20 protein-coding genes and 2 tRNA genes are annotated in these 22,184 nt (G+C 63.6%); 9 read left to right on the forward strand and 13 right to left on the reverse strand.

The annotated features are described in order from the left end of the window. From J5837_RS14975 to J5837_RS15000, 6 genes are all read right to left on the reverse strand, one after another. On the reverse strand, positions 1 to 726 hold a 726-nt coding region (locus J5837_RS14975), incomplete at its 3' end, for a translation initiation factor IF-2 associated domain-containing protein (RefSeq protein ID WP_210537595.1). A 132-nt stretch (positions 727 to 858) separates the two neighbouring features. Further along, positions 859 to 2,370: a transcription termination factor NusA gene (nusA, locus tag J5837_RS14980; protein ID WP_210537596.1), complete on the reverse strand. Its 1,512-nt coding sequence runs from the start codon at positions 2,368 to 2,370 to the stop codon at positions 859 to 861. 63 nt (positions 2,371 to 2,433) lie between these two features. Next, the gene (locus tag J5837_RS14985; protein ID WP_210537597.1) at positions 2,434 to 3,024 is read right to left on the reverse strand and encodes a ribosome maturation factor RimP; all 591 of its coding nucleotides are present in this window, start codon (positions 3,022 to 3,024) and stop codon (positions 2,434 to 2,436) included. Positions 3,025 to 3,205: 181 nt separating this feature from the next. Then, a tRNA-Met gene (locus J5837_RS14990) sits at positions 3,206 to 3,282 on the reverse strand. Between the two features lie 205 nt (positions 3,283 to 3,487). Further along, complete coding sequence (locus J5837_RS14995) at positions 3,488 to 3,934, reverse strand: hypothetical protein (protein ID WP_210537598.1); 447 nt, start codon at positions 3,932 to 3,934, stop codon at positions 3,488 to 3,490. A gap of 258 nt (positions 3,935 to 4,192) precedes the next feature. Continuing rightward, positions 4,193 to 7,426, reverse strand: coding sequence for a TonB-dependent receptor (locus J5837_RS15000; protein ID WP_210537599.1), 3,234 nt, complete (start codon positions 7,424 to 7,426; stop codon positions 4,193 to 4,195). 216 nt (positions 7,427 to 7,642) lie between these two features. On the opposite strand from J5837_RS15000, the gene J5837_RS15005 reads away from it, so the two are divergent. Further along, positions 7,643 to 8,212, forward strand: coding sequence for a Maf family protein (locus J5837_RS15005; RefSeq protein ID WP_210537600.1), 570 nt, complete (start codon positions 7,643 to 7,645; stop codon positions 8,210 to 8,212). A gap of 10 nt (positions 8,213 to 8,222) precedes the next feature. Here the strand turns inward: J5837_RS15005 and J5837_RS15010 are convergent, their stop codons facing one another. Next, positions 8,223 to 10,094 (reverse strand): ArnT family glycosyltransferase, encoded by a 1,872-nt coding sequence (locus J5837_RS15010; RefSeq protein ID WP_244756038.1) that lies wholly within the window; start codon positions 10,092 to 10,094, stop codon positions 8,223 to 8,225. A 39-nt stretch (positions 10,095 to 10,133) separates the two neighbouring features. On the opposite strand from J5837_RS15010, the gene J5837_RS15015 reads away from it, so the two are divergent. The 4 genes from J5837_RS15015 to J5837_RS15030 are packed head-to-tail and all read left to right on the forward strand — an operon-like array spanning position 10,134 to position 14,525. Next, positions 10,134 to 11,084: an AAA family ATPase gene (locus J5837_RS15015; RefSeq protein ID WP_244756039.1), complete on the forward strand. Its 951-nt coding sequence runs from the start codon at positions 10,134 to 10,136 to the stop codon at positions 11,082 to 11,084. A 4-nt stretch (positions 11,085 to 11,088) separates the two neighbouring features. Next, positions 11,089 to 12,054 (forward strand): DUF58 domain-containing protein, encoded by a 966-nt coding sequence (locus tag J5837_RS15020; protein ID WP_210537601.1) that lies wholly within the window; start codon positions 11,089 to 11,091, stop codon positions 12,052 to 12,054. Beyond that, the gene (locus J5837_RS15025) at positions 12,051 to 13,979 is read left to right on the forward strand and encodes a transglutaminase TgpA family protein (protein ID WP_210537602.1); all 1,929 of its coding nucleotides are present in this window, start codon (positions 12,051 to 12,053) and stop codon (positions 13,977 to 13,979) included. Before J5837_RS15020 ends, J5837_RS15025 begins: the two co-directional genes overlap by 4 nt. Before the next feature lie 18 nt (positions 13,980 to 13,997). Continuing rightward, positions 13,998 to 14,525 (forward strand): Slp family lipoprotein, encoded by a 528-nt coding sequence (locus tag J5837_RS15030; RefSeq protein WP_210537603.1) that lies wholly within the window; start codon positions 13,998 to 14,000, stop codon positions 14,523 to 14,525. Positions 14,526 to 14,687: 162 nt separating this feature from the next. Here the strand turns inward: J5837_RS15030 and J5837_RS15035 are convergent, their stop codons facing one another. The 5 genes from J5837_RS15035 to dnaX form a co-directional block, all read right to left on the reverse strand. After that, complete coding sequence (locus tag J5837_RS15035; protein WP_210537604.1) at positions 14,688 to 15,047, reverse strand: histidine triad nucleotide-binding protein; 360 nt, start codon at positions 15,045 to 15,047, stop codon at positions 14,688 to 14,690. A gap of 192 nt (positions 15,048 to 15,239) precedes the next feature. Continuing rightward, a complete protein-coding gene (gene recR / locus J5837_RS15040; protein ID WP_210537605.1) occupies positions 15,240 to 15,836 on the reverse strand; it encodes a recombination mediator RecR in 597 nt (198 codons plus the stop codon). Then, positions 15,833 to 16,207, reverse strand: coding sequence for a hypothetical protein (locus J5837_RS15045; protein ID WP_210537606.1), 375 nt, complete (start codon positions 16,205 to 16,207; stop codon positions 15,833 to 15,835). The genes recR and J5837_RS15045 overlap by 4 nt, the downstream gene beginning before the upstream one ends. 8 nt (positions 16,208 to 16,215) lie before the next feature. Beyond that, entirely contained in the window at positions 16,216 to 16,536 is a 321-nt protein-coding gene (locus J5837_RS15050) for a YbaB/EbfC family nucleoid-associated protein (RefSeq protein WP_210537607.1), read from the reverse strand. Between the two features lie 9 nt (positions 16,537 to 16,545). After that, positions 16,546 to 18,225, reverse strand: a complete 1,680-nt coding sequence (gene dnaX / locus J5837_RS15055; RefSeq protein ID WP_210537608.1) for a DNA polymerase III subunit gamma/tau — start codon at positions 18,223 to 18,225, stop codon at positions 16,546 to 16,548. Between the two features lie 134 nt (positions 18,226 to 18,359). On the opposite strand from dnaX, the gene J5837_RS15060 reads away from it, so the two are divergent. The 4 genes from J5837_RS15060 to J5837_RS15075 all read left to right on the forward strand — a co-directional run bounded on the left by J5837_RS15060 (position 18,360) and on the right by J5837_RS15075 (position 20,596). Continuing rightward, a tRNA-Ser gene (locus J5837_RS15060) sits at positions 18,360 to 18,452 on the forward strand. A 286-nt stretch (positions 18,453 to 18,738) separates the two neighbouring features. Then, the gene (locus J5837_RS15065) at positions 18,739 to 19,542 is read left to right on the forward strand and encodes a hypothetical protein (RefSeq protein WP_210537609.1); all 804 of its coding nucleotides are present in this window, start codon (positions 18,739 to 18,741) and stop codon (positions 19,540 to 19,542) included. Continuing rightward, positions 19,542 to 20,390: a DUF1062 domain-containing protein gene (locus J5837_RS15070; RefSeq protein WP_210537610.1), complete on the forward strand. Its 849-nt coding sequence runs from the start codon at positions 19,542 to 19,544 to the stop codon at positions 20,388 to 20,390. The genes J5837_RS15065 and J5837_RS15070 overlap by 1 nt, the downstream gene beginning before the upstream one ends. A 14-nt stretch (positions 20,391 to 20,404) precedes the next feature. Next, positions 20,405 to 20,596, forward strand: coding sequence for a hypothetical protein (locus J5837_RS15075; RefSeq protein ID WP_210537611.1), 192 nt, complete (start codon positions 20,405 to 20,407; stop codon positions 20,594 to 20,596). Positions 20,597 to 21,100: 504 nt separating this feature from the next. Here J5837_RS15075 and J5837_RS15080 read toward each other — a convergent pair. Next, the gene (locus J5837_RS15080) at positions 21,101 to 22,117 is read right to left on the reverse strand and encodes a sugar kinase (RefSeq protein WP_210537612.1); all 1,017 of its coding nucleotides are present in this window, start codon (positions 22,115 to 22,117) and stop codon (positions 21,101 to 21,103) included. Positions 22,118 to 22,184 lie beyond the last annotated feature (67 nt).

Raw genomic sequence — 22,184 nt, forward strand, 5'->3', positions numbered from 1 at the left:
ATTGCTCGCCGGAGTGCTGACCCTGACAGCGCCGTGGCTGATGCACGCCCCCGCCTTGCACGGCGTGCTCGCGGCGCCGTCATTGCGTGGCGCTTCGCGGCGCGCCGGCGGCGCCGGGGAACGCGGCACGTGGTGGCCGCCCGCACCGGCACGCGCGGGACGCGGGGTCTCGTCGTCGCTGTCGGCCGCTGCGGCCGCGGCTTCCTCGCGCAGGCGCTGGGCCTCGGCTTCGGCGCGCGCGGCCTCTTCCTGGCGCTGGCGCTCGCGCTCTTCGGCGCGGCGCTTGTCGATCTCGGCCAGTTGCTGCTGTTCGTCCAGGTTGCGCCGCTTGGATTCCTCCAGCTTGCGCAGGATCTCGGCACGTTCCGGATCCGGCTCGTTGGCCGACGTGGTCGGCGGCGCCTGGTTATCGCCCGGCTTCACGTAGGTGCGCTTCTGCCGCACCTCCACGTTGACCGTGGAAGCGCTGCGGCCGCTCTTGACCGTCACTTCCTGCACCTTGCGGCGGGCCAGGGTGATCTTCTTCGGCGCGGCATCGTCCGCGGCCGCCTCGGCCTTGCCGTGCGAACGCTTCAGGAAGCCCAGCAGCTTCACTTTTTCCATGCTGGTCACGACCTGGTCGGGGCCGCTGAACTTCATGCCGGCCTCGGCCAGCTGTTCCAGCAGTTTTTCGACCGGCGTGTTGACCAGTTCGGCGAGCTTGCGGATGGTGGTTTGTTGCGACATTCGGTTTCCGGTTCCGGGTTTTGCGCCCCCACGGCGCGGACCGGGGAAACGCGGATTCTAAGCCCTGTGCATGTGCAGGGCGGCGTTCATGGCTGGATCACGACTCGCGCTCCGGCTGGGCCTGCGCAGCGCTCATGCGTCGCGCTCCAAACGGGCGATTTCCTCGGCGCGCGCGGCCAGGATCAGCGCGGCGGCGCGCGCTTCGTCCAGTCCGTCGATGCCGAACTCGGCGACTTCGTCGGCGGCCAGGTCGGACAGGTCCTCGCTGGTGCGCACGCCGTGGGAGGCCAGTGCGAACGCGGTTTCCTCGTCCATGCCCTCCAGCGCCAGCAGGTCGGCGGCCGGATGGTCTTCCTCCAGGCCCTCCTCCTCGGCCAGCGCCTCGTTCAGCAGCGCATCGCGGGCGCGCGAACGCAGTTCCTCGACGATGTCCTCGTCGAAGCCCTCGACCGCCAGCAGTTCGCCGACCGGCACGTAGGCGATTTCCTCGACCGTGCTGAAGCCCTCGGCGACCAGGATGCCGGCGATTTCCTCGTCGACCTCCAGCTTGTCCATGAACAGCTGGCGCGCGGTGGCCTGCTCGGCCTCGGACTTGGCCGCGACCTGGTCCTGGGTCATCACGTTGAGCTGCCAGCCGGTCAGGCGGCTGGCCAGGCGCACGTTCTGGCCGCCCTTGCCGATGGCCTTGGCCAGCAGCTCCTCGGCGACCGCCAGGTCCATCGAATGCTTTTCCTCGTCGACGATGATCGACTGCACCTCGGCCGGCGCCATCGCGTTGATGACGAAATTGGCCGGGTTGTCGTTCCACAGCACGATGTCGACGCGCTCGCCGTTGAGCTCGTTCGACACCGCCTGCACGCGCGAACCGCGCATGCCGATGCAGGCGCCGATCGGGTCGGTGCGGTTGTCGTGGGCGAGCACCGCGATCTTGGCGCGGTCGCCGGGATCGCGCGCGCAGGCCTTGATCTCGACCAGGCCCTGGCCCACTTCCGGCACTTCCAGCTTGAACAGCTCGATCATGAACTCGGGCGCGGCGCGGCTGATGAACAACTGCGGGCCGCGCGGCTCGCTGCGCACGTCGAACAGGTAACCGCGCACGCGGTCGCCGGCGCGCAACACGTCGCGCGGGATGCCCTTGTCCTTGGCGATGAAGGCCTCGGCGTTGCCGCCCAGGTCGACGTAGATGTTGCCGCGCTCGGCGCGCTTGACCACGCCGGTGACCAGCTCGCCCACGCGGTCCTTCCACGCATCGACCACCTGCTGGCGCTCGGCTTCGCGCACGCGCTGCACGATGACCTGCTTGGCGGCCTGCGCCGCGATGCGGCCGAAATCGGGGTTCTCGATCTGCTCTTCGATGTAGTCGCCCACCTCGACGCCGTCGGCCTCGTCGACCGCGTCCATCAGGCGGATCTGCCGGTCGGGCGACTCCATCACCACGTCGTCGGCGACCACTTCCCAGCGGCGGAAGGTTTCGTAGGTGCCGTCCTTGTGGTCGATGCTGACCCGCGTCAGCACGTCCTGGTCGGGGTAGCGCTTCTTCGCCGCCGAAGCCAGCGCGGCCTCGATCGCATCGAAGATGACCTCGCGCGGCACGCCCTTCTCGTTGGCTACCGCGTCGACCACCAGCAAAAGTTCCTTGCTCATTTCTTCACTCTCTGAAATCGCCGCAATGCCCTTGGCTGCGGCTGGGTTTCGGTTTGGTCCGGATTACTTCTTCTTGGCCGGCTTCTTCGCCGGCTTTCCGGCAGCGGGCTTGCCCGCGGCCGACTTGTTCGGTTTCTGCTTCGACGGTTGCTTCTTGGGTTGCGGGGCGATGCCCAGCGCCACCCAGTCCGGCACCAACTTGGCCTTCTCGATGTTGTCGTGGGCTACGTCGACGTCGATGCCGTCGGCGTCGAACAGGATGCGACCGGCGTTCACCGAGACGATGCGCGCGGTCAGGCGGCGGCGCCCATCCTGCGGCACCTTCAGCACCACCTTGGCCTCTTCGCCGATGAAGCGGGCGAACTGTTCGGCCTTGAACAGCGGCCGCTCGATGCCCGGCGACGACACTTCCAGCGTGTAGTTGCCGCTGATCGGATCTTCCACGTCGAGCTGCGCCGATACCTCGCGGCTCACCGCCTCGCAGTCGTCGATGTCGACCGTACGCGTTCCGCGCTCGGCCTCGACCACGTCGATGTACAGACGCAGCATCGCGCTGCCGGGCGCGGGGAGATACTCCACGCCCAGCAGTTCCAGCCCGAGGGCTTGCACCGTCGGGACCAGCAGGTTGGCGATTTGGCTAGCCTTTTCGCTCACGCAGCGACCTGATCCGTCCTGAAAACCGGGAAAATCCGGAACACGAAAACAACAAGGGGCCCGATGGGCCCCTTGTCCGATGACGCTGGATGCGAAAGCGCGTGAAGCCACGCCTTCGCGAGCCCGAGCCCCGGTCAGTAAAAAAGCCTCGAAGAGGCCCGGCTTTACTGCGCCGAAAACTTGGTAGCGGGGGCAGGATTTGAACCTGCGACCTTCGGGTTATGAGCCCGACGAGCTGCCAGACTGCTCCACCCCGCAGCAGAACGCTAATTATGGGAGCATGGGCCGGCCATTGCAAGCCATACTGCGACATACGGCCTAATAAGCCTGCTCCTGCCTACAGACCGCATTGTCATTGGGCCCCCTAGCCAGCGCCGTCGTTCGGTGCCCGAAAAACGGACGTTGAGCCTAATTCCATCGAAATCGTGTCGGCGCAATTGCGAGCTGCGCCAACACGCTGCACTCACAATGGAGGGTAAATCCTGATCAACGTGAGCCCATGCCCGCTCATCAACGTTGGCTCGGTATCGGAACAAGCACCCGAAATATTGCAGGCATGTCCGACGTTATATCCGGTAGACGTGCCGTAAAAATTCGCCACGAGTGCGTAGTCGTACCCGACGCCTTCGCACGAATAGACGGTCCAGCCCGAGTCGTACCCACAAGACACCACGTAGTTGCCGCACCCTCCCTCTACAACGAGCATGTTGGGCCCATTGAGATCACCCCCTTCGTACTGATAGTTGTTGCAGTACTCCGCGTGCTGCCCAATGATGTTCATGTTCGCGTCGAAGACGATCAGGTTGTAGGACTTCTCGCGCTCGGCGTGGGCCGACTCAGGGAAGGCGAACCAGAGAGCCATGATCGAGAAAAGCAACGTCGCACCATATTTGGAAAAGACCTTGTGCATTTCAATTCTCCTGTATTGATTGGCAATCCCGTCAAATCAAGCAGAACCGAATCTCGAACCGCACCATGCTGAACGAACCACTGCCTCTAAAGCGGTGTCAGCTCCAGGGCCAACGAATCAAGAAGTACTTTCCATGACCGTGGCTGGCCATAGATTAGCTTTTCAGGCCTGCCTCGAGTCACCCATATCGCCTTGAGCCAAAAAAAAGCGGCCGGCTAAGCCGGCCGCCCATCTTTATTGGAAAATGCGACAAACCACTCAGAAATCGTAACGCGCCGTGAAACGCACGTAGCGTGGAGCCGAATAGTTCAACTCCTGCCCGTACAACGGGTTGGGTCTATTGCGCGTGGCCGTCTCGAAACGCGGGTTATAGAAGCCGGCAACCTGACGATTGAACAGGTTGATGACGTCCATCTGCAGTTGCAGCTTACCGTCAGCCCACTTCGGCACATAGGCAACGTTGGCGTTGAATTGCAACGTCCATGGGGCGATCCCATGCGATCCTCTCGGAGAAATGGCGTAATCAGACGCGGGCGCCACGTACCTGGGGCTACCGTCGGGGTTGGTTTGCCCCGCCAGATCCGGTCTGCCATTACCTGCGAACCCGCAATACCAGTACGCCGCACCCGAATACAGACCGGCATCGGCCGTCGGATAGTGGCTGGTGCAATTACGCGGACGACCCGATGCACCGATGAAGGTCAGACCAGTACGCCATTCCTCGTTCCACTGATAGTAGCCATAAGCCTTGATCTGATGCTTCCGATGATTCGGTAGCACGCCATTGGAGCCGACCATCAGTTGCGGCAAGTCCCAGTCCTGGGTACGGCCGACGTCGCTTTGGCCACCGGCGCCGGTATCCAGCTCCGAAGCAAGCTGACCCTCGGTATTACCCCAATTGCGCGAGAAGGTGTACTCGAACTTGCCATACCATTTGTCGCCGAACGGATGCTCGGTAAACAGATCGATCGCGTAATAGCGGCGCTTCAATTTTGGAATGGTCGGTAGCGGGCGGCCGAATACGTCGACCTGGCCAGGCGACCAGTTGTCGGGGGTGATTGTCACCGTCGAGTATTCGCCCGTCTGCGGATTGCGCACCACGACGGTATTAGACTCGCCAGGATTAGCATTGACGCACTTATTGAATAGCACCTTGCCGCAAACGTCGTCGATGGCGTGCTTCAGGTCTCGATAGGTCGCCTTCATGCCCCAGTTGAACGTTTCAGAGTAGGCATGCTCGAAGCCGATGATGTACTCGTCCTGGAAGTGAGACTTGAGGTTGCGCGCGGTAGTCAAGATCGGATCCGGCGCCACGCCGCACTCCTGGTTCGAACTGACCAGATTGGTACCGGGACAGATGCTGCCGGTGTTGCGGTTTACCGCAATCGGGCTTAGCCCCGTCGGCGAACCATCCGGATTGACCCCCGTGTAAGTGAAGTACTCGGAAGCATTCAGCGATGCCGCCGCACCACGGACAGCCGCGTTGTTCGGAGTGGCAAGATGGTAGCGGCCAGCGTTACCGAACAACTTGAAGGTGGAATCGCCACGCATATCCCACGAGAATCCAACACGAGGGGCCAACTGGTGTCGCTGCGAAATATAGGGGCGACCGATGCCATCGAAGTTGGTGAATTGCTCGTTACGCAGGCCAAGTGACAGCAGGAATCTGTCGGTGACTTGCCAACGATCTTCGATGTATTGCGCGCTTTGCTCTAGGCCCGGGTCAGCATCTCGCACGTTGTAGACTTTCTGAACGTAATAACCCGCAGCCGCGTAGGGACCCGGCGCCGGCGCCGAATTGGGATTCAACGCGCCATTCGAACTATCGATCGCAGTATTGCCGTTGCTGACCTTGTTGTAAGTCCAGCCAATGCCACCGGCGATGCGGGTATGGATAGAAGCTTCGGCATCGAACCGGTCATAACCCAGGCGAATTTCGTGGTCTCCCAATTGGTATGCGACGTCCAGACGCCATCCCTTGGTGTGCTCTTCAGGCTGTCTGGTGGGAAGCGCTGTGCTGTTCGAGACCTGGCAGCCGTTGAACGCCGCGACGGGGATCGCAGTAGGAGTCGAAGTGCGCACGATACGCGGGCAGTCGGGGTTATAGCCGAACGGTAACGAGTCGTTGTGGCTGATGTCCTGCTTTCCATACATGGCCGACAGCGTCAAGGCATCAGTCAGGTATCCGGTGTACTTGGCAACATACAGCTTCGCATCATCATGACCAGTCGCACCGCCATTTTGCACATTGCCATGGGTATCAGTGACGTAGTCATATGCGTAGCGTTTCGACAAGGTCTTGCTCTCGTCGGAAACCCCGGTAAGTTCGAGCAAGTGATTGTCGGTGATGTTCCAATCGAACTTCACGGCCCAGCGCGGATACTTGTTCTTGTACTCGTTCCAGCCCGTTTTCTGCGCGGCGCTTCCCGCCGTCGCAGTGCGCGATGACAACACCGAAGTACCTTCGGTGGTCGTCGTTTCGTAGTCGGCGTAAACGAACAACCTGTCCTTGACGAGGGGACCACTGACCCACGCGCCACTAGTCAGGGACCAAGACAAATTATGGTCGCCGATGAACTGGACCGTACCATCAGTCCATAACGTCAATTGATTGTTCGGCGTCACGGTCTGGCCGTCGACCACCGGCGCGCCAACCGGGAAATAACCGGTGTCTGGGAACATCGTATCCCGTACCGCAGCGCGACTACCTTCCGGAGTCCACACCGCGTAGACGCCGCCCTTCCACTCGTTGGTGCCGCGCTTGGTTACTACGTTAATCACGCCGCCGGTCGAACGACCGAATTCAGCACCATAACCGCCGGTGAGCACTTGCTGCTCGCCGATAGCGTCGAACGGCAGCGTGCTGAAACTGATGTTGGTCAGCGGATTGGTGACGTTGTAACCATTGATGAAATACGCATTTTCAGAAGCGGCCGAACCACCGAAGCTCGGCACACCGGAATAGCTGTTGCTCGCGACCACGCTGGGCGCCAGCATGGCCACGTCTGTAATGGTGCGGCCGATCGAAATCTTCTGCAGTTCCTCGGCGGTGAACACGGAACGCGTGTCGGTCTGGGAAACGTCGATGGTAGGAACCGAAGCGCCGACGACCGTGACCGCCCCCAGCGTAGTCGTCCCGTCGTTAGGCGTGCCCGAGGCATTGTTGAACGATACGTCGGTACCACTGGCGATGCTGACCGTCACGTTCTCGCGGACGGCGACGGGCTGGCCGTCCTTCTGCAGGGTGACTTTGTAGCGTCCGTTCGGCAGCGAGGTGAGGCGGTAGCGCCCGTCGGCATCGACCGGGATGGTGCGGGTCAGGCCCGAATCCACGTTCTCCACGACTACGGTCGCGCCGGACATGCCAGGCGCCTGACCGAAGATGCTGCCGGTGATGTTGGACTGCGCCTGGACCGTGCCGGCGACGCAGACACCGAGCGCAAGGGCCAGCGCGGTGCGCTTGAGCCCACGATGGATCGTTCTATGTTTCATTTAGGTGGTACCCCCCGAAAGTTGCGGCGGCCGCGGCCTGGCTGCCGTGCCCGTTGCGAGCGGAGCCAACTTTGCCGAATACCCAATTCGTTAACAAGGCATTAACGAGCCAAGACGCAAAAAAGGCATAAGAATGTAACTAAATTTACTCAATACTCGGGCGTATGCCTCGACACTAAGGGTAGGCTGAATGCCCCACCTTCGGCCAGCCGATCCATGCCTTTGCTCCTAGCTTCCACCTCCCGTTATCGACGCGAACTGCTGGAAAGACTGCGCCTGCCATTCCATGTCGCGCGTCCCGAAGTCGACGAGACCCCACGCGATGGTGAAGCGCCAGCCGCACTGGCCCGGCGACTGGCCGACGAAAAGGCCCGAACGATCGCCGCACAGCGGCCCGGATCATGGGTCATCGGCTCCGACCAATGCGCCGAACTCGCCGGCGAGCCCTTGGGGAAGCCCGGAACCCGCGACGCCGCCCTCGCCCAGTTGCGCGCCATGTCCGGCCAGGCGGTGCGATTCCACACGGCCGTGTGCCTGCGGCGGGGCGATACCTGCCTGCAGGCGATTGACCTGACCACGGTGCGGTTCCGGGCATTGTCCGATGGCGAGATCGAGCGCTACGTGGACGCCGAACAACCGCTGGATTGCGCCGGCAGCTTCAAGAGCGAAGGGTTGGGCATCACCCTGTTCGATGCCATCGAGAGCAGCGATCCGACCGCGTTGATCGGGCTGCCGCTGATCGCGTTGTCCGGCCTGCTGCGGCAGGCGGGTTTCGAATTGCCCTGAACCTGCGGCATCAGTCGCCGATGCGCACCGGCTGTTCGGGCCAGTCCTCGACGCTGCCATCGCGGCCGCGCAGGCGCAGGCCCAGCCAGTGCGTGCCGACTGGAAGGGTGGACGCGTCAACCCGGGCCTCGAAACCGACCGAGGGATGGTTCGGATCGTTGGAAATCTTCCAGTAGGTCGCCACGCCCGGCGCGGGCAAGCCATAACGCGCCGCGGCCAGCGGTCGGCCGTCGAGCAGGATCTCGACGCGATTCAGCCCCACGCCGTCCTTGAACGCCCAACCTTTGATTCCGACCGCCCCCTCGATGCGCGCGCCGGACACCGGCGTGTCGATCCATGCCATCGCCGGCGCCGTGCACGGGCCGGAAACCTTGCCGGCCGGCAACGCGAACAAAAGGAAACGCTGGCTGCCGTGGTCGACGTTGACCACGCGCGACGGGGCAGGCAGCGGGCCGACCGCATCGCAAAGCCAGTGATAGCGCTGCAGCAGGTGCTTGTATTGGACATCGCTGGATCCGACCACCAGCAGGGCTGGCGCGCTGCGGCTTCCCCCGCTCTCCAGGCCCCACAAACGCAATTGCGGTGCGCGGCCGTGCTTGCGGTTCAAAGGATGATCAAGCACGGCGATGTCGGGATCGCCGAGGGCGAAGCCGAGTTCGGCGCCAACCTTGAAGTTGTCGGCCAGCAATCGCGTATCCGGGGGCAGTTTTGCCCGCTCTTCGCGCACCGCATCGGCCAGTTCGTTCCAGCCGGCGAAGTTGTACGGATAGAACTTGCTGGCCGCCCACTGCGCGCGCCAGGCCGGGACCGACACGGCGACGTAGTAGCCCAGCAGCACCAGCAGGCCCAGCCCGGCGGATAACCACAGCAACCTCCGCCACAACGCCGGCCAGGCGCACAACAACGCCGGCACGCCGATCAGCAGCGGCAGGTAGCCGGGCAAGGGCCAATGGAAGCTGACCCGTTCCGCATCGGCGAAGAAACCCAGCAGGAAATAGCCGACGGTAGAAACTCCGCCGAGCAGACCGAAGTAGCGCCATTGCGGCGACACGCCCTCGCCACCACGCAGCGAGCGCCAGAACACCTGCATCAGGGCAAGGAACAGCAAAGGCGTGACCAACAGCGCCTGCACCAGCAGGAACCACAGGCCGCCCCACTGGAACGACCACGGGTGCCGGTCGACCAACTGGAAACGCAATCCGGCGTCGGCGTTTTCCAGGTTCCAGGAGATCAGCGGCGCCCAGGCCGCAATGCCCATCGCCAGGGCGATCCAGATGCGCGGATCGCGCAGGACGCGGCGGCCTTCCGGTATCAGCAACAAGGCGACGAAACCGATGCCGATCACGCCGATGAAGCGGTAATGGCTCAACGCGCCGATCACCAACCCCAGCGCCAGCTCCGCTGCCGAGGTGGCGTCGACCCCGCGCAACAGGCGCGCACCGGCGTCCAGGCACAGCACGGTGGCGAACAGCATCGGCACATCGGGCAACGCCAACAGGCCCAGCGTGCCCGACAGCGGCATCAGCACGGCCAGGCTGCCCGCACGCCAACCGGCGGTTTCGCCGAACCAGCGCGCCCCGATATGCGCGACGAGCCACGGCAGCAATGCGGTCAGCATCAGGAACGGCGCACGCAAGGCCAGCACGTGTTCGCCGCCGAGCGACGTGCCGAGCCGCGCCAGCCATGCAGTGAGACCCGGCAGGTCGGAGTAAGCCGCGGCCAGGTGGCGGCCTTCCTGCCAATAGAAGGCCTCGTCGACGAACAGCGGCAGGCGCGCGGCGACCAGTATCTTCGCCACGGTCGCCAGCGCCCACAGCCACACGAAGGTGCGCTGCGCGCGTCGCGCGGACTGCGCATCGCTGCGCATTGTTTCGCCGTGCATTGCCGTTAGACTGCCTTGAAATCCGCAGGGGAAGAAACGATGGCCGTCGCCGGCGCGCCGCAAATGCTAACCGATGCCCAGCAATCCGCCCTGAAAGCCGCCTTGCGGCAGGTCAATTCGCTGGTGTTGGGCAAGCCGCAGGAAGTGCGCCTGGCCTTCGTCGCCCTGCTCGCCGATGGTCACCTGCTGATCGAGGACCTGCCCGGGCTGGGCAAGACCACCCTCGCCCATGCCCTGGCCGCGACCCTCGGCCTCGGTTTCCAGCGCGTGCAGTTCACTTCCGACCTGCTGCCCGCGGACGTGCTGGGCGTATCGGTGTACGACGCGCCGACCCACCAGTTCCAGTTCCATCCCGGCCCGGTGTTCACCCATGTGTTGCTGGCCGACGAGATCAACCGCGCGCCGCCACGCACGCAGAGCGCATTGCTCGAAGCGATGGCCGAATACCAGGTGACGCTGGATGGCAGCACGCGCGGCTTGCCGAAACCGTTCTTCGTCATCGCCACGCAGAATCCGGCCGACCTTTCCGGCACCTATCCGCTGCCGGATTCGCAGCTCGACCGTTTCCTGCTGCGCATGGCATTGGGCTACCCGAACGCCGAATCCGAACGCGCCCTGCTGACCGGCGCCGACCGCCGCGAACTGATCGCGCAAGTGCAACCGCTGCTGTCCGCCGAAGACGTGCTGGCGCTGCGCCGTGCGGTCGACGGCATTCACGCCAGCGAAGCACTGGTCGGCTACGTGCAGGCCCTGCTCGCGCGCAGCCGCATGCATCCGGGCGTGCGCGTCGGCCTTTCGCCCCGCGCGGGCATTGCGTTGCTGCGTGCTGCGCGTGCCTATGCCTTGTTGCTCGGCCGCACCCACGTGCTGCCGGAAGATGTGCAGGCGCTGTTCGTCGCCGTGGCCGCCCACCGATTGGTGGCCGAAGCCGAGGCCGCCGACGCGGGCGCGTTGGCCAAGAGCATCCTGCTCGCGGTCGCCGTCGACTGATTCCATGCGGAAAGGCCTGCGCGCACGCATCGACGCGCTGATCGCGACATTGGCCCGTCCGCGCGATCCCGAATCCCTGCCGCTGCGACTGGACCGCCGCCGCGTCTACGTGCTGCCCACGCGCTTCGGCCTGTTCTTCGCGGCGCTGCTGCTGGCGATGCTGCTGGGCGCGCTGAACTACAACAACAACCCCGCCCTGCTGCTGGCCCTGCTGCTGGCTTCGGCCGGCCTGGCCAGCCTGATCGCCGCGCACCTGCAATTGTCGGGCCTGGGCGTGGAATCGTTGTCCGCCGAGCCGGTCGCCGCCGGCCAAACGATACGCCTGCAACTGGCCTTGTCGGCGAACGATCGCCGCCTGCGTCGCGGCCTGCAACTGCGGCTGGACGAAGCGGAATCGCCGGTGACGCCATTCATCGGCCAGGCCGTGGCGTCATTGTCGATTGCCACCTCGCGGCGCGGCTGGCTGCCGCTCGGGCGCATCCGCATCTCCACCACGCAACCGCTGGGCCTCGCCCTGGCCTGGGCCTGGGTCTGGCCGGACGCGCCGTTGCTGGTGTACCCCGCACCGGAAATGCAGGGTCCACCGCTGCCGAGCGGCGGAGACCATCGCGTCGCCCGTGCCGAATCGGTCGGCGATGAAATGCACCACCTGCGTGATTACCGCAGCGGCGACCCGATCCGTTCCATCGCCTGGAAACCGTCCGCGCGCCGCGACACCCTGCTGGTGCGCGAATACGAACCGCTGCGTGGGGACCTGGTCGAATTGGATTGGCGTTCGCTGTCCGGCCTCGACCACGAGCGCAAGATCGCTCGTCTGGCACGCTGGGTGGAACTGGCCGAGCGCGCGCAGCGACCGTACCGCCTGCGCGTTCCCGGGCAGCCACCGTTGGGTCCGGCGATGGGGCCGGCGCATCGGCATATGTGCCTTCGCGCATTGGCCTTGCTGCCGGAAGCGGGAGCGCGGACATGAGCGAAACCCTGCGTCGCCTCGATGCCGCGCCGCGCGCCTATGCCCTGCTCGCGGCGGCATTGGCCTTGCTCCCGCTGCTGTTGCAGCTGCCCTCCGCGCTGGCGATGGCGACAGGCGCGATCGCGTTGTTCGTGGCCGCCGCTTCCTGGCGACGACCCTTGCCGGCATGGCTGCGCCTGCTGCTCGCGATCGCGATGCTCGCCGGCGTGTTCTGGGTGATGGGCACGCGCATGGGCCGCGACACCGGTTGCGCCCTGCTCGCGGCGATGCTGGCGATCAAGCCCGCGGAAACCAACACCCTGCGCGATGCGCGCAGCCTGGTCGGCTTCGCCCTGTTCGCCCCGTTCGCCGCCTTCCTGCTCGACCAGGGACCGGCAAGCATGGGGCTGGGCCTGCTTGCGGCGTTGGCCGCGCTGTTCTGCCTGCAACAACTGGCCGACGCCGAGGCCGGCCTGCCGACCCGCGCGCCGACGTTGCGCCAGCTCGGCAGCACCGCGCGGCTGGTCGCGCTGGGTTTGCCGCTGCTGCTGGCGGCGTTCTGGCTGTTCCCGCGCATCGGCACGCCGTTGTGGGGCGTGCCGGATCGCGCGGTGGCGCGTCCCGGCCTGTCCGACCGGATGACGCCTGGCGACTGGATCGATTTCCTCGCCGACGACAGTCCCGCGTTGCGCGTGCAGTTCTTCGGCGCGGTGCCGCCGATGCAGGAACTGTATTGGCGCGGGCCGGTGCTGTTGAACTTCGACGGACGCACCTGGACGCAGATGCAATGGATGCGCGGCCTGCCGCCGGCGCCCGTGGTTTCCGCCGCACCGCGCTGGGATTACGAAATCGAACTCGAGCCCACCGATCGCCGCCAGCTGGTCGCATTGGACCTGCCGCTGGCCGCGCCGGCCGATGCCACGATGAGTTACGACTACGGCCTGTATGCGCCGCGTCCATTGGGCAGCGTGAGCCGCTGGCGCATGCGTTCGGCGCCGCCTGCGCAGTTCGAATCGCAGATCAAGCAGACCTTGCGCCGCGCGGCGCTGCAACTGCCCGATGGTTTCAACCCGCGCACCTTGGCGCTGGCCCGGCAATGGCGGCAGGAAGCCGGCGACGACGATGCGGCCATCGTGCAACGCGCGCTGGGATGGATCCGCGCCGAGTTCGCCTACACCCTGGATTCGCCTCTGACCGGGCGCGACGCGATCGACGAATTCCTGTTCCAGCGCAAGAGCGGCTATTGCGAGAACTTCAGTTCGGCCTTCGTCGTGCTGATGCGCGGCGCCGGTATCCCGGCGCGGGTGGTCACCGGTTACGTCGGCGGTTATCGCAACGCCTACGGGGGCTATTGGGTGGTACGCCGGATGGACGCGCATGCCTGGGCCGAAGTGTGGTTGCCGCAACGCGGCTGGGTGCGGGTCGACCCGACCGCCGCGGTGGCGCCCGAACGCGTCTACGACACGTTGGAGGACCGCCTTGCCGTTGGTGGCGGCGCGCTGGGCGGCATGAATACGCTCTGGGATTTCGGCGACTGGATGCGGCGCGGCTGGAACGACTGGGTGCTCGGCTTCGACGCGAAGCGCCAGCAACGCCTGCTGCAGCCGCTGGGCGTGGACGACCTGGACGGGCGCGAACTGGGCCTGCTGTTCGGCCTGTTCGCCCTGCTCGCATTGGGCGGCATGCTGGCCTGGCTGGCACGCGGGCAGCGCGAACGCGACCCGCTGCTGCGCGCCTGGCATGCGCTGGACCGCCGCTACGCCCGCCTGGGACTGGGTCGTGAACCGCATGAGCCCGCGCTGGACTGGGCCGAGCGGGTCGTGCGCAGCCGCCCGCAAGCCACGCATACCCTGCTTCCGCTCAGCCGCCGTTTCGCCAATTCACGCTACGCTGACACTGCTGGGGACAAGGCTTTGGCGCAGGACCTGCGTCGGCACCGTCCCTGAACCTTCCGGAGCCGCGTCATGAACATTCGTTTCAGCATCGCCGCCGTTGCCGCCAGTGTGCTGCTGGCCGCTTGCGCCACCGCGCCCAAGCCGCTGCAGGGCACCTTCCCCCAAGTGTCGCCGCGCGACGCGGTGGCCGGCGCGCAGGTCGGCGCCTCGGTGCGCTGGGGCGGCGCCATCGTCGAAACCAAGCCGGGCCCCAACAGCACCTGCTTCCAGTTGGTTTCGCGTCCGCTCAACGCCACCGGCCGGCCGCAGTCCGACCTGCCCGACGCGACCGATGGCCGCTTCATCGCCTGCCGCGCCGGCTTCTACGATCCGGCGGTGTTCGCTCCGGGCCGCGAAGTGACCTTCATCGGCCGCATCGACGGCTACGAAAACGCGAAGATCGGCGAGTACGACTACAAGCTGCCGCGCGTCGCCGCGGATGTGGTTTATCTGTGGCCGCAGGTGCGCGAAGTGGAAATCCGCCCGTCGCCCTTCTACGACCCGTTCTGGGGTCCGGGCTGGGGCCCGCGCTGGGGCTGGGGCGGCTGGTGGTGGTAAGCCATTTCCTTCGCAGCAGATGACGAAACGCCGCTCGATGAGCGGCGTTTTTTGTTTCCGGCTTTGCGGGAGCGGCCTTGGCCGCGCATGCTTTCCCGCGGTGGGCATCGAGAATGTGCAAAGAGCATTCGCGGCCAAGGCCGCTCCCACAACAGCCCGCGCCTACATCGGTGTGCCGAAACGCCCCAGCGGCGCACCGGCCAGCAGGTGCAAATGGATGTGGAACACGGTCTGCCCGGCATCGCCGCGGCAGTTCATCACCACGCGATAGCCGTTCTGTTCGAAGCCTTCGCGCCGCGCGTATTCCGCCGCCGCCAGCACCAGCTTGCCGATCAGTTCCGCATCGCCGGCCTTCGCATCGTCGAGCGTGGCGATGTGGGTGTTCTTCGGGATGAACAGCACGTGCACCGGCGCCTGCGGGGCGATGTCCTTGAAGCCGAGCACGTCGTCGTCTTCGTAAACGATGGTGGCGGGGATTTCGCGGCGGATGATCTTGCCGAAGATGGTGTCGTTTTCGTTCATGGGCGATCCGAAGTCTGCTATTTGCACGCACGCGGGAGCTTAGCGCTTTTTGTTCGTCATCCCGGCGAAAGCCGGGACCCAGCACTTGTCGTTGTTTCTACGCCCTGACGGTAACAGCGAAGGCAGAAGCTGGGTCCCGGCTTTCGCCGGGATGACGAATCGAGAATTTCCGAACGGACGTCGCGATTTCAGTCATTCCGCCATCTCGCTGCGTGAACCGAACGCATGCGACAAGGTACCCCGGTCGACGTATTCGAGTTCGCCGCCCAGCGGCACGCCATGCGCGAGCCGGCTCGGCTTCACCCCGCGCTGGCGAGCCAGTTGCGCCAGGTAATGCGCAGTGGCCTCGCCCTCGACGGTTGGATTGGTGGCGATGATCATCTCGGTGATCTCGCCCTCGCCCAGCCGCGCCGACAACTGGTCCAGGCCCAGTTCTCGCGGGCCGATGCCGTCCAGCGGCGACAGCCGGCCCTGCAGCACGAAATACACGCCGCGATAGCCGGTGGCCTGTTCGATCGCGAGCCGGTCGGCCGGCGATTCGACCACGCACAGTTGCTGGCGGTCGCGGCTGGCGCTGGCGCAGACCGCGCATAGCTCACCTTCGGTGAAGTCGCGGCACTGCCTGCAATGGCCAATGCGATCCAGTGCCTCGGCCAGCACCCCGGCCAGGTGCTTGCCGCCCTCGCGCTCGCGTTCCAGCAAGTGGTAGGCCATGCGCTGCGCGGTCTTCTGTCCCACGCCGGGCAGCACGCGCAGGGATTCGATCAGCTGTTCGAGGAGGGAACTCATCGAGCGGATCCTGCTCGGATCAGGCGCAAGGTATTCCAACCGACGTAGGCAAGGGCAAACAACAAAATTGCCGTCTCCACCAGACCAATTGCAGTTAGTACAAACGCTAGCGGACTATCTGCAAAGAAAATATCCGGACGGTCGCATCGCTTGCATATGATGAGTTCATCAAGTTTCCCAGATACGAAACCGAATCCAATCAATATCAAAAAAGCAGCACCCATCATCGAACCGAGAGCCGCCAGGAGCTTGGCAAGCCATATACGTGAAGTCATGAACCGAATGTTTTCCCATCCATCCCGTCGAGCCTTCTTCCATACGCCCGCGAGAATAAACAGGAATATCGCATTCCAGATGATGGCCCAAGCCATGTTGAATCTCAGAACGGCAACTTCATTCCTGGCGGCAACTGCATGCCAGCGGTAGCCGCACCCATCCGGTTCTTCGATTCCAGGTCGACCTTGTTCGAAGCGTCGTTGAACGCCGCCGCGATCAGGTCTTCCAGCATCTCCGCGTCGGACAGCAGCGACGGATCGACCCGCACCTTGCGGCATTCCTTGGCACCGGTAAGGGTCACGCTGACCATGCCGCCGCCGGCGCTGCCGGTGACTTCCAGGTTGGCCAGTTCCTGCTGCGCGCGCTGCAGGTTTTCCTGCATCTTCTGCGCCTGCTGCATCAGTTGGGCGATGTTTCCACGCATGTTCTTTTCCTAGTCTTCCAAAGGACGGATCGAATCCGGAACGACCTTCGCGCCATGCTGCTGGATCAGGCGCTGGACTTCCGGATGGTTCATGAAATCTTCTTCGGCGGCGGCCTGGCGCGCATCGCGCTGGCGGTGGTTGCGTTCCTGCAGGGTCTCGCTTGCGACCGCGCCGGTTTCGAACACGATCTTCGGTTCGCCACCCAGTACCGGCGCCAGCGCGGCGACGAGGTCGCCGAGCGAACGCTCGGAGCGCAGGTATTCGAAGCCCGGCGCCAGCGACAGCTTCAACACCGGATGCGCGTAACCGACGAAGGCGGCGTTGTCGGCCAGTTGCCGCGACGGACCCTTCAGCGCGCAGGCGGCGACCAGCGCCAGCCATTCCTCGGCATCGGCGATGCCACGGACCGGCGATGCCGCGAGCGCCGCGACGGGAGCCGGCGTCGGGGCCGGCACGGGCTTGACGATGATCGGCTCGGCGGCGGCAGGCCTGGGCGCCATCGACACGTCGGCCGGCTTGGCGGAAACCGGCGCCGGCTTTTCCGGGGTCGATGTGGCAGTCGATGAAGATGCGCCCGCCTTCGGCACGCTGCCGCCCATGTCGCCCGCCTGCGCCGGACGGAACGCCAGCATCCGCAGCACGCTCATCTCGAAGCCGGCGCGCGCGCTCGGCGCCAGGAACAGATCGCGACGGCCGTTCAGGGCCATCTGGTACCACAGCTGCACCACCTCGGGACGCAGGCGCGCAGCGAACGCATCGGCATCGATGCCATCCGTTTCCACCGCAACCCCGGGCACCAGCTGCCGCACCTGGATGCGATGCAGCGCCTCGGCCAAGGCTTCCAGCACTGCGCCCCAGTCTGGCGAGAAATCCGCCAGCCTGGCCACGATGCCGAGCAGTTTCGCGCCATCGCCCTCGGCCAGCGCATCGAGCATCGCCCCGACCTGGGTACGGTCGACGGTGCCGAGCATCGCCGCGACGCTGGCGTCGTCTAGCTTGCCGCCGGCATAGGCGATGGCCTGGTCGAGCAGCGACAGGCCGTCGCGCAGGCTGCCGTCGGCCGCCTTGGCGATCTGGCGGATCGCGCCGTCGTCGGCGGGAATGCCTTCGGCCTTGAGGATCCGCTCGACCTGCCCGGAGATCTGCCCTTCGTCCAGCCGCTTCAGGTTGAACTGCAGGCAGCGCGACAGCACCGTAACCGGCAGTTTCTGCGGGTCGGTGGTGGCGAGCAGGAACTTTACGTGCTCCGGCGGCTCCTCGAGCGTCTTCAGCAGCGCATTGAACGCCGCCTTCGACAGCATGTGCACTTCGTCGATCAGGTAGACCTTGTACTTGCCGCGGCTGGGCATGTACTGGGCGTTCTCGATCACCTCGCGCACGTCGTCGACGCCGGTGTTCGAGGCGGCGTCGATCTCCAGCAGGTCGATGTAGCGGCCCGCGTCGATGGCCAGGCAGGTCTCGCACTCGCCGCACGGATCGGCGCCCGTGCCGCGCTCGCAGTTCAGGCTCTTGGCGAAGATACGGGCGATGGTGGTCTTGCCGACGCCGCGGGTGCCGGTGAACAGGAAGGCGTGGTGAACGCGGCCGCTGTCCAGGGCGTTGGTCAGGGCGCGGACCACGTGTTCCTGGCCCACCAGTTCGGCGAAACGCTTAGGGCGCCACTTGCGGGCGAGGACGAGATACGACATGGCCCAATTGTGCCACGCCTCGATGCCCGCCCCCGGCATGTCGGGGCGGCCGAAACCGGGCGCTCGCATTAAGTCCGCGCTGCGGCTAGAATTTGCGGCCCTGAAGCGGCTGGCGACGGCCTGGTTCAGGTCCCGGAGAGGTGTCCGAGTGGTTGAAGGAGCACGCCTGGAAAGTGTGTAAGCGTCTAAACCGCGCTTCGGGGGTTCGAATCCCCCTCTCTCCGCCAATTAGCTAATAAAATCAGTTACTTGCAAGGCAAAAACTGATTTTCCCATCATCCCGCCCAACAGTGGCGGGATGATGCTTTTAGGGGATCAGAAAACCCCTACATTTCAGGGCATTTGTGTCCTACTGCGCAGACTCCCCTACCCCTGCACTATGGTCACGCCAGCAACGGGCGCGCCATGAGGCCGTCCACCGTCCGCGCCATGGCGGGGATGCCATGGCTGCTGACAGCGTTTCTTCCGGCGCGCATGATTAGAAATAGAACGTGGGGAGCGTTGGGGACTTGAATGACGGATCCAGTCAAAGAAAATCGCATCTGGGACTATCTCGTCAGGGCAGTAGCTCTGCTCACTTTCGTAAGCCTTATATACGGTGGCATCCAATGGATGACCAAGCCGAGCGCGAAGCTGCAAGCAACAATTGATCGTGGCGCGTTCTATACGCCCCCGAGTTACACCGATTATTTCGACGCCGTTGATCGAACATTGGCTTCGGAAAATATCGAAAAATTTCTCTTACCCTCCGACAAACCGGAACCAGATACCAATAAGAAACAGCGCGCGACTAACACGCGCTACGCGTCGTTTGACCTTTCCTCGTCACTCAAGAACGAGCTATGGGAAAAACGTAAGGCAACGCTGTCATCGTATTCCGGCTACTGGGAAGCTGAGATAAAAAATACCGGAAGCCTACCGGTCAAAGGTGTAATCCTTCGCCTCCCATATACGCTCGTCGCAACGATAAAGCGCGAAGGCGGCGAAAGTACCGTCGATTCTAAAGGCCCGGCGGTTGAGCTTGGCGACCTGCAAGCAGGCGAAACGGCTAGGGTCATTGCATGGATGGGGAATTACTACTCGTTCATGAGTGACAAACCAAGCCTATATTACGTGGACGGACCCGGGGCCATCACGCTGAAGTACGAACCCTCCATCCTTGAGTGGTTAGAAGTCAATATATTCAACGTCGGATTCGCAATCCTGCTAGCCACCCTTATTACGAAAATCTACTTCGACGTAAAGCAAATTAGGCGAGAGGCGAAATTAGCGAAGGCAAAAGCGGAGCATGAAACGAAACGCCAAGGAGAAATGTAGTGAACGCAACCACTCTTACTGGCGAAAAATCCGCCGACACTGCCATCTCGCTTAGTGAGTTTCTTGAATCTGCCCCTCCGGGCGTCAATCGGAAAATTTCAGACTTCAAAACTCAGCAGAATGGAACGGTCTACTACCTAATTCTGCCGAAGATACGTATTCATTGCTCAAGCGAGCAATGCGGCGGAATAAGAACATTTTCAAGTAGTTCTCGCATCACAATACACGGAAACACTAGCACTTCTGAATTTATTCATTACTCTTGCCAGAACTGCAATCGCACATATAAGACCTACGCGGCTCGGCTCAAGCTTGGGGAAGATGCAGCATTCAAATTCGGCGAGGACCCGAGCTTTGGCCCGCCGACGCCAGCACGAGCAATGACACTCATCGGCGGTGATCGCGACTTGTTTCTAAAGGGAAGGCGCTGCGAGCTTCAAGGCCTAGGGGTTGGGGCCTTCACTTACTACAGGCGCGTGATTGAAGATCAGCGCAATCGCATATTCGACGAAATCATCCGAGTATTGGAAGCAACAGATTCAAACAATCCTGTAATTTTGGAAGTCAAATCCGCGAAGGAGCAACAACAGTTCAGTACTAGCGTTGATGTCATCAAGCATGCGTTGCCCGCAACCTTGCTCATCAATGGAGAGAATCCACTTCGGCTACTTCACTCTGCGCTAAGCGAAGGGGTTCATGCAATGTCGGATGAGGACTGCTTGGCACTCGCAACCGCTGTTAGAACTGTTTTGTTTGAATTCTCGGAACGACTCGCCCAAACGTTGCGAGACGACGCCCAACTTGCCGAAGCAGTAAAACTACTCTCTAAGCCAAAGCAGACCAATTAGCAGGAGAGACACAGATGAACGATAGGCCGTGGAATAGCATCGACGAGGGTAAGTACCCTGCGGAAATATGCACTGTGATCGTAAAAACCGCACACGGGGAAATGCAGGCGAAATACATCCCAAATCCGGAAGATCCGGTTGAAGGCTTTGTAGTCCCCGCCGACTTAGCACGCGGAGAAATTACACACTGGAAGTATCCCTACTGAGCTAGAGAAGAGCTGCGCAGTTCCGATAGCTAACGGATCTTTCGTACTGTCTCATCCTGGCTCATAGAGGTATTTCTTTACACGGCTTCGGCTGTGCATATTTTTTGTGTCCGGCAATTCTGCCAATGTCCGGACACGAGCACACCTCCGCTTCGGGTCGGATGCCACCCTGCCAGCCCCGACAGCCGGCGGCCCCTATTCCACTCCGATCATGTCCGCCATCGGCCAGAAGCGGACATCACTGAGCCTGGGAACTTGGCATCTATTGTCGCGCTTGCGCCGGACCCGCCCCAAGGCACCGTCACGCCGCAGAGGTGAGGAATGGATTACATCTTCCAGGCGTGAAGAACGCTCCGTCCGCGAGCGCGGGGCGTCTGGGCGAACGTCGCGATCCTGACTTGGGCCGGCCCTGCGGCATGGCGCAAGGGTCGCTCGGACTCGGCGACGCCGAATTACCCCAATTAGGCATTTCAGACCGTACGACAATGGCGGCTCTAACAATCGTCAACGCCGCACGTCGAACCCGTTGGCTTCGGCGATCGATCGAACCTCGGCGGCGGAGACCAGGTTGAAGTCGCCGGGCAGCGAATGCTTGCAGACGGCGGCGGCGAGGGCGAAGGTGAGCGCATCCGAGTCCGCCATGTTCTCGATCAATCCATGCAGCAAGCCCGCGGCGAACGCGTCGCCCCCGCCGATCCGATCGACGATGCCTGCAACGTCCAGGGATCCGGCATGCACGCTGGCACCGTCTCGGCGGCACAACTGGGCCGACAGCGTGTGGTGGTCGACGCTATGCGGAGTGCGGTGCGTGCAGGCCATGACCTCAAGCTGCGGGAACGCCTCGAACGCTGCGTGCGCGGCGGCATCGACCCTCGCGAATGGATCGGTTTGGGCGAATTCCCGGCCAAGCACCACGGTGATGTCACGGTAGTCGGCGAAAACGATCTGCGCCCTCCCCATCAACTCGCGCAGGATCGCAGGCGCATCGCCGCGCCATTGCCGCCACAGCTTCGGTCGAAAATTGCCATCGAAAGACACGCGAACACCCATCTGTCGCGCCATGGTCGCCGCCGCTATCGCCGCTTGCGCGGTGCGTTCGCCCAAGGCCGGCGTCACTCCGGACAGATGCAGCCATTGCGCCCCTGCCAGTAATGTTCCCCAGTCGTAGCCCGCCGGATCGGCGATTGCGAAGGCGGATCCGGCGCGGTCGTAAGTCACCTCGCTCGGCCGCAGGATCGCGCCCTGCTCGAGGAAGTACAGGCCCATGCGCCCATCACCCGACCGCACGCGAGACACGTCCACGCCATGGCGTGACAGTTCCGCCCGTGCCGCTGCGCCAAGCGGATTGTCGGGTACGACGCCGACCATGGAGGCCTGGTGCCCGAAGCGTGATAGCGACACGGCAACATTGGCTTCGGCACCGCCGACATGGACATCCAATGCCAGCGTCTGCAGCAAGCGCTCACGGCCCGGGGCCGTGAGCCGCAGCAGCAATTCACCGAAGCAGGTGATCGTGGCCATTCCTTCTCTCGCTCCCGGACCCTTCGTGGCCGCATGATAAATCGCCCCCAGGCAAATTTACTACCGG

The sequence above is a fragment of the Pseudoxanthomonas helianthi genome (genome assembly GCF_017939625.1).
GTDB lineage: Bacteria > Pseudomonadota > Gammaproteobacteria > Xanthomonadales > Xanthomonadaceae > Pseudoxanthomonas_A > Pseudoxanthomonas_A helianthi.

What these genes read in the sequence shown, in the direction of transcription:
- nusA (WP_210537596.1), bottom strand. Translation starts at nt 2,370, where the DNA reads ATGAGCAAGGAACTTTTGCTGGTGGTCGACGCGGTAGCCAACGAGAAG.
- J5837_RS14995 (WP_210537598.1), bottom strand. Translation starts at nt 3,934, where the DNA reads ATGCACAAGGTCTTTTCCAAATATGGTGCGACGTTGCTTTTCTCGATC.
- J5837_RS15000 (WP_210537599.1), bottom strand. Translation starts at nt 7,426, where the DNA reads ATGAAACATAGAACGATCCATCGTGGGCTCAAGCGCACCGCGCTGGCC.
- J5837_RS15005 (WP_210537600.1), top strand. Translation starts at nt 7,643, where the DNA reads ATGCCTTTGCTCCTAGCTTCCACCTCCCGTTATCGACGCGAACTGCTG.
- J5837_RS15010 (WP_244756038.1), bottom strand. Translation starts at nt 10,094, where the DNA reads ATGCACGGCGAAACAATGCGCAGCGATGCGCAGTCCGCGCGACGCGCG.
- J5837_RS15015 (WP_244756039.1), top strand. Translation starts at nt 10,134, where the DNA reads ATGGCCGTCGCCGGCGCGCCGCAAATGCTAACCGATGCCCAGCAATCC.
- J5837_RS15020 (WP_210537601.1), top strand. Translation starts at nt 11,089, where the DNA reads ATGCGGAAAGGCCTGCGCGCACGCATCGACGCGCTGATCGCGACATTG.
- J5837_RS15025 (WP_210537602.1), top strand. Translation starts at nt 12,051, where the DNA reads ATGAGCGAAACCCTGCGTCGCCTCGATGCCGCGCCGCGCGCCTATGCC.
- J5837_RS15030 (WP_210537603.1), top strand. Translation starts at nt 13,998, where the DNA reads ATGAACATTCGTTTCAGCATCGCCGCCGTTGCCGCCAGTGTGCTGCTG.
- J5837_RS15035 (WP_210537604.1), bottom strand. Translation starts at nt 15,047, where the DNA reads ATGAACGAAAACGACACCATCTTCGGCAAGATCATCCGCCGCGAAATC.
- recR (WP_210537605.1), bottom strand. Translation starts at nt 15,836, where the DNA reads ATGAGTTCCCTCCTCGAACAGCTGATCGAATCCCTGCGCGTGCTGCCC.
- J5837_RS15045 (WP_210537606.1), bottom strand. Translation starts at nt 16,207, where the DNA reads ATGGCTTGGGCCATCATCTGGAATGCGATATTCCTGTTTATTCTCGCG.
- J5837_RS15050 (WP_210537607.1), bottom strand. Translation starts at nt 16,536, where the DNA reads ATGCGTGGAAACATCGCCCAACTGATGCAGCAGGCGCAGAAGATGCAG.
- dnaX (WP_210537608.1), bottom strand. Translation starts at nt 18,225, where the DNA reads ATGTCGTATCTCGTCCTCGCCCGCAAGTGGCGCCCTAAGCGTTTCGCC.
- J5837_RS15065 (WP_210537609.1), top strand. Translation starts at nt 18,739, where the DNA reads ATGACGGATCCAGTCAAAGAAAATCGCATCTGGGACTATCTCGTCAGG.
- J5837_RS15075 (WP_210537611.1), top strand. Translation starts at nt 20,405, where the DNA reads ATGAACGATAGGCCGTGGAATAGCATCGACGAGGGTAAGTACCCTGCG.
- J5837_RS15080 (WP_210537612.1), bottom strand. Translation starts at nt 22,117, where the DNA reads ATGGCCACGATCACCTGCTTCGGTGAATTGCTGCTGCGGCTCACGGCC.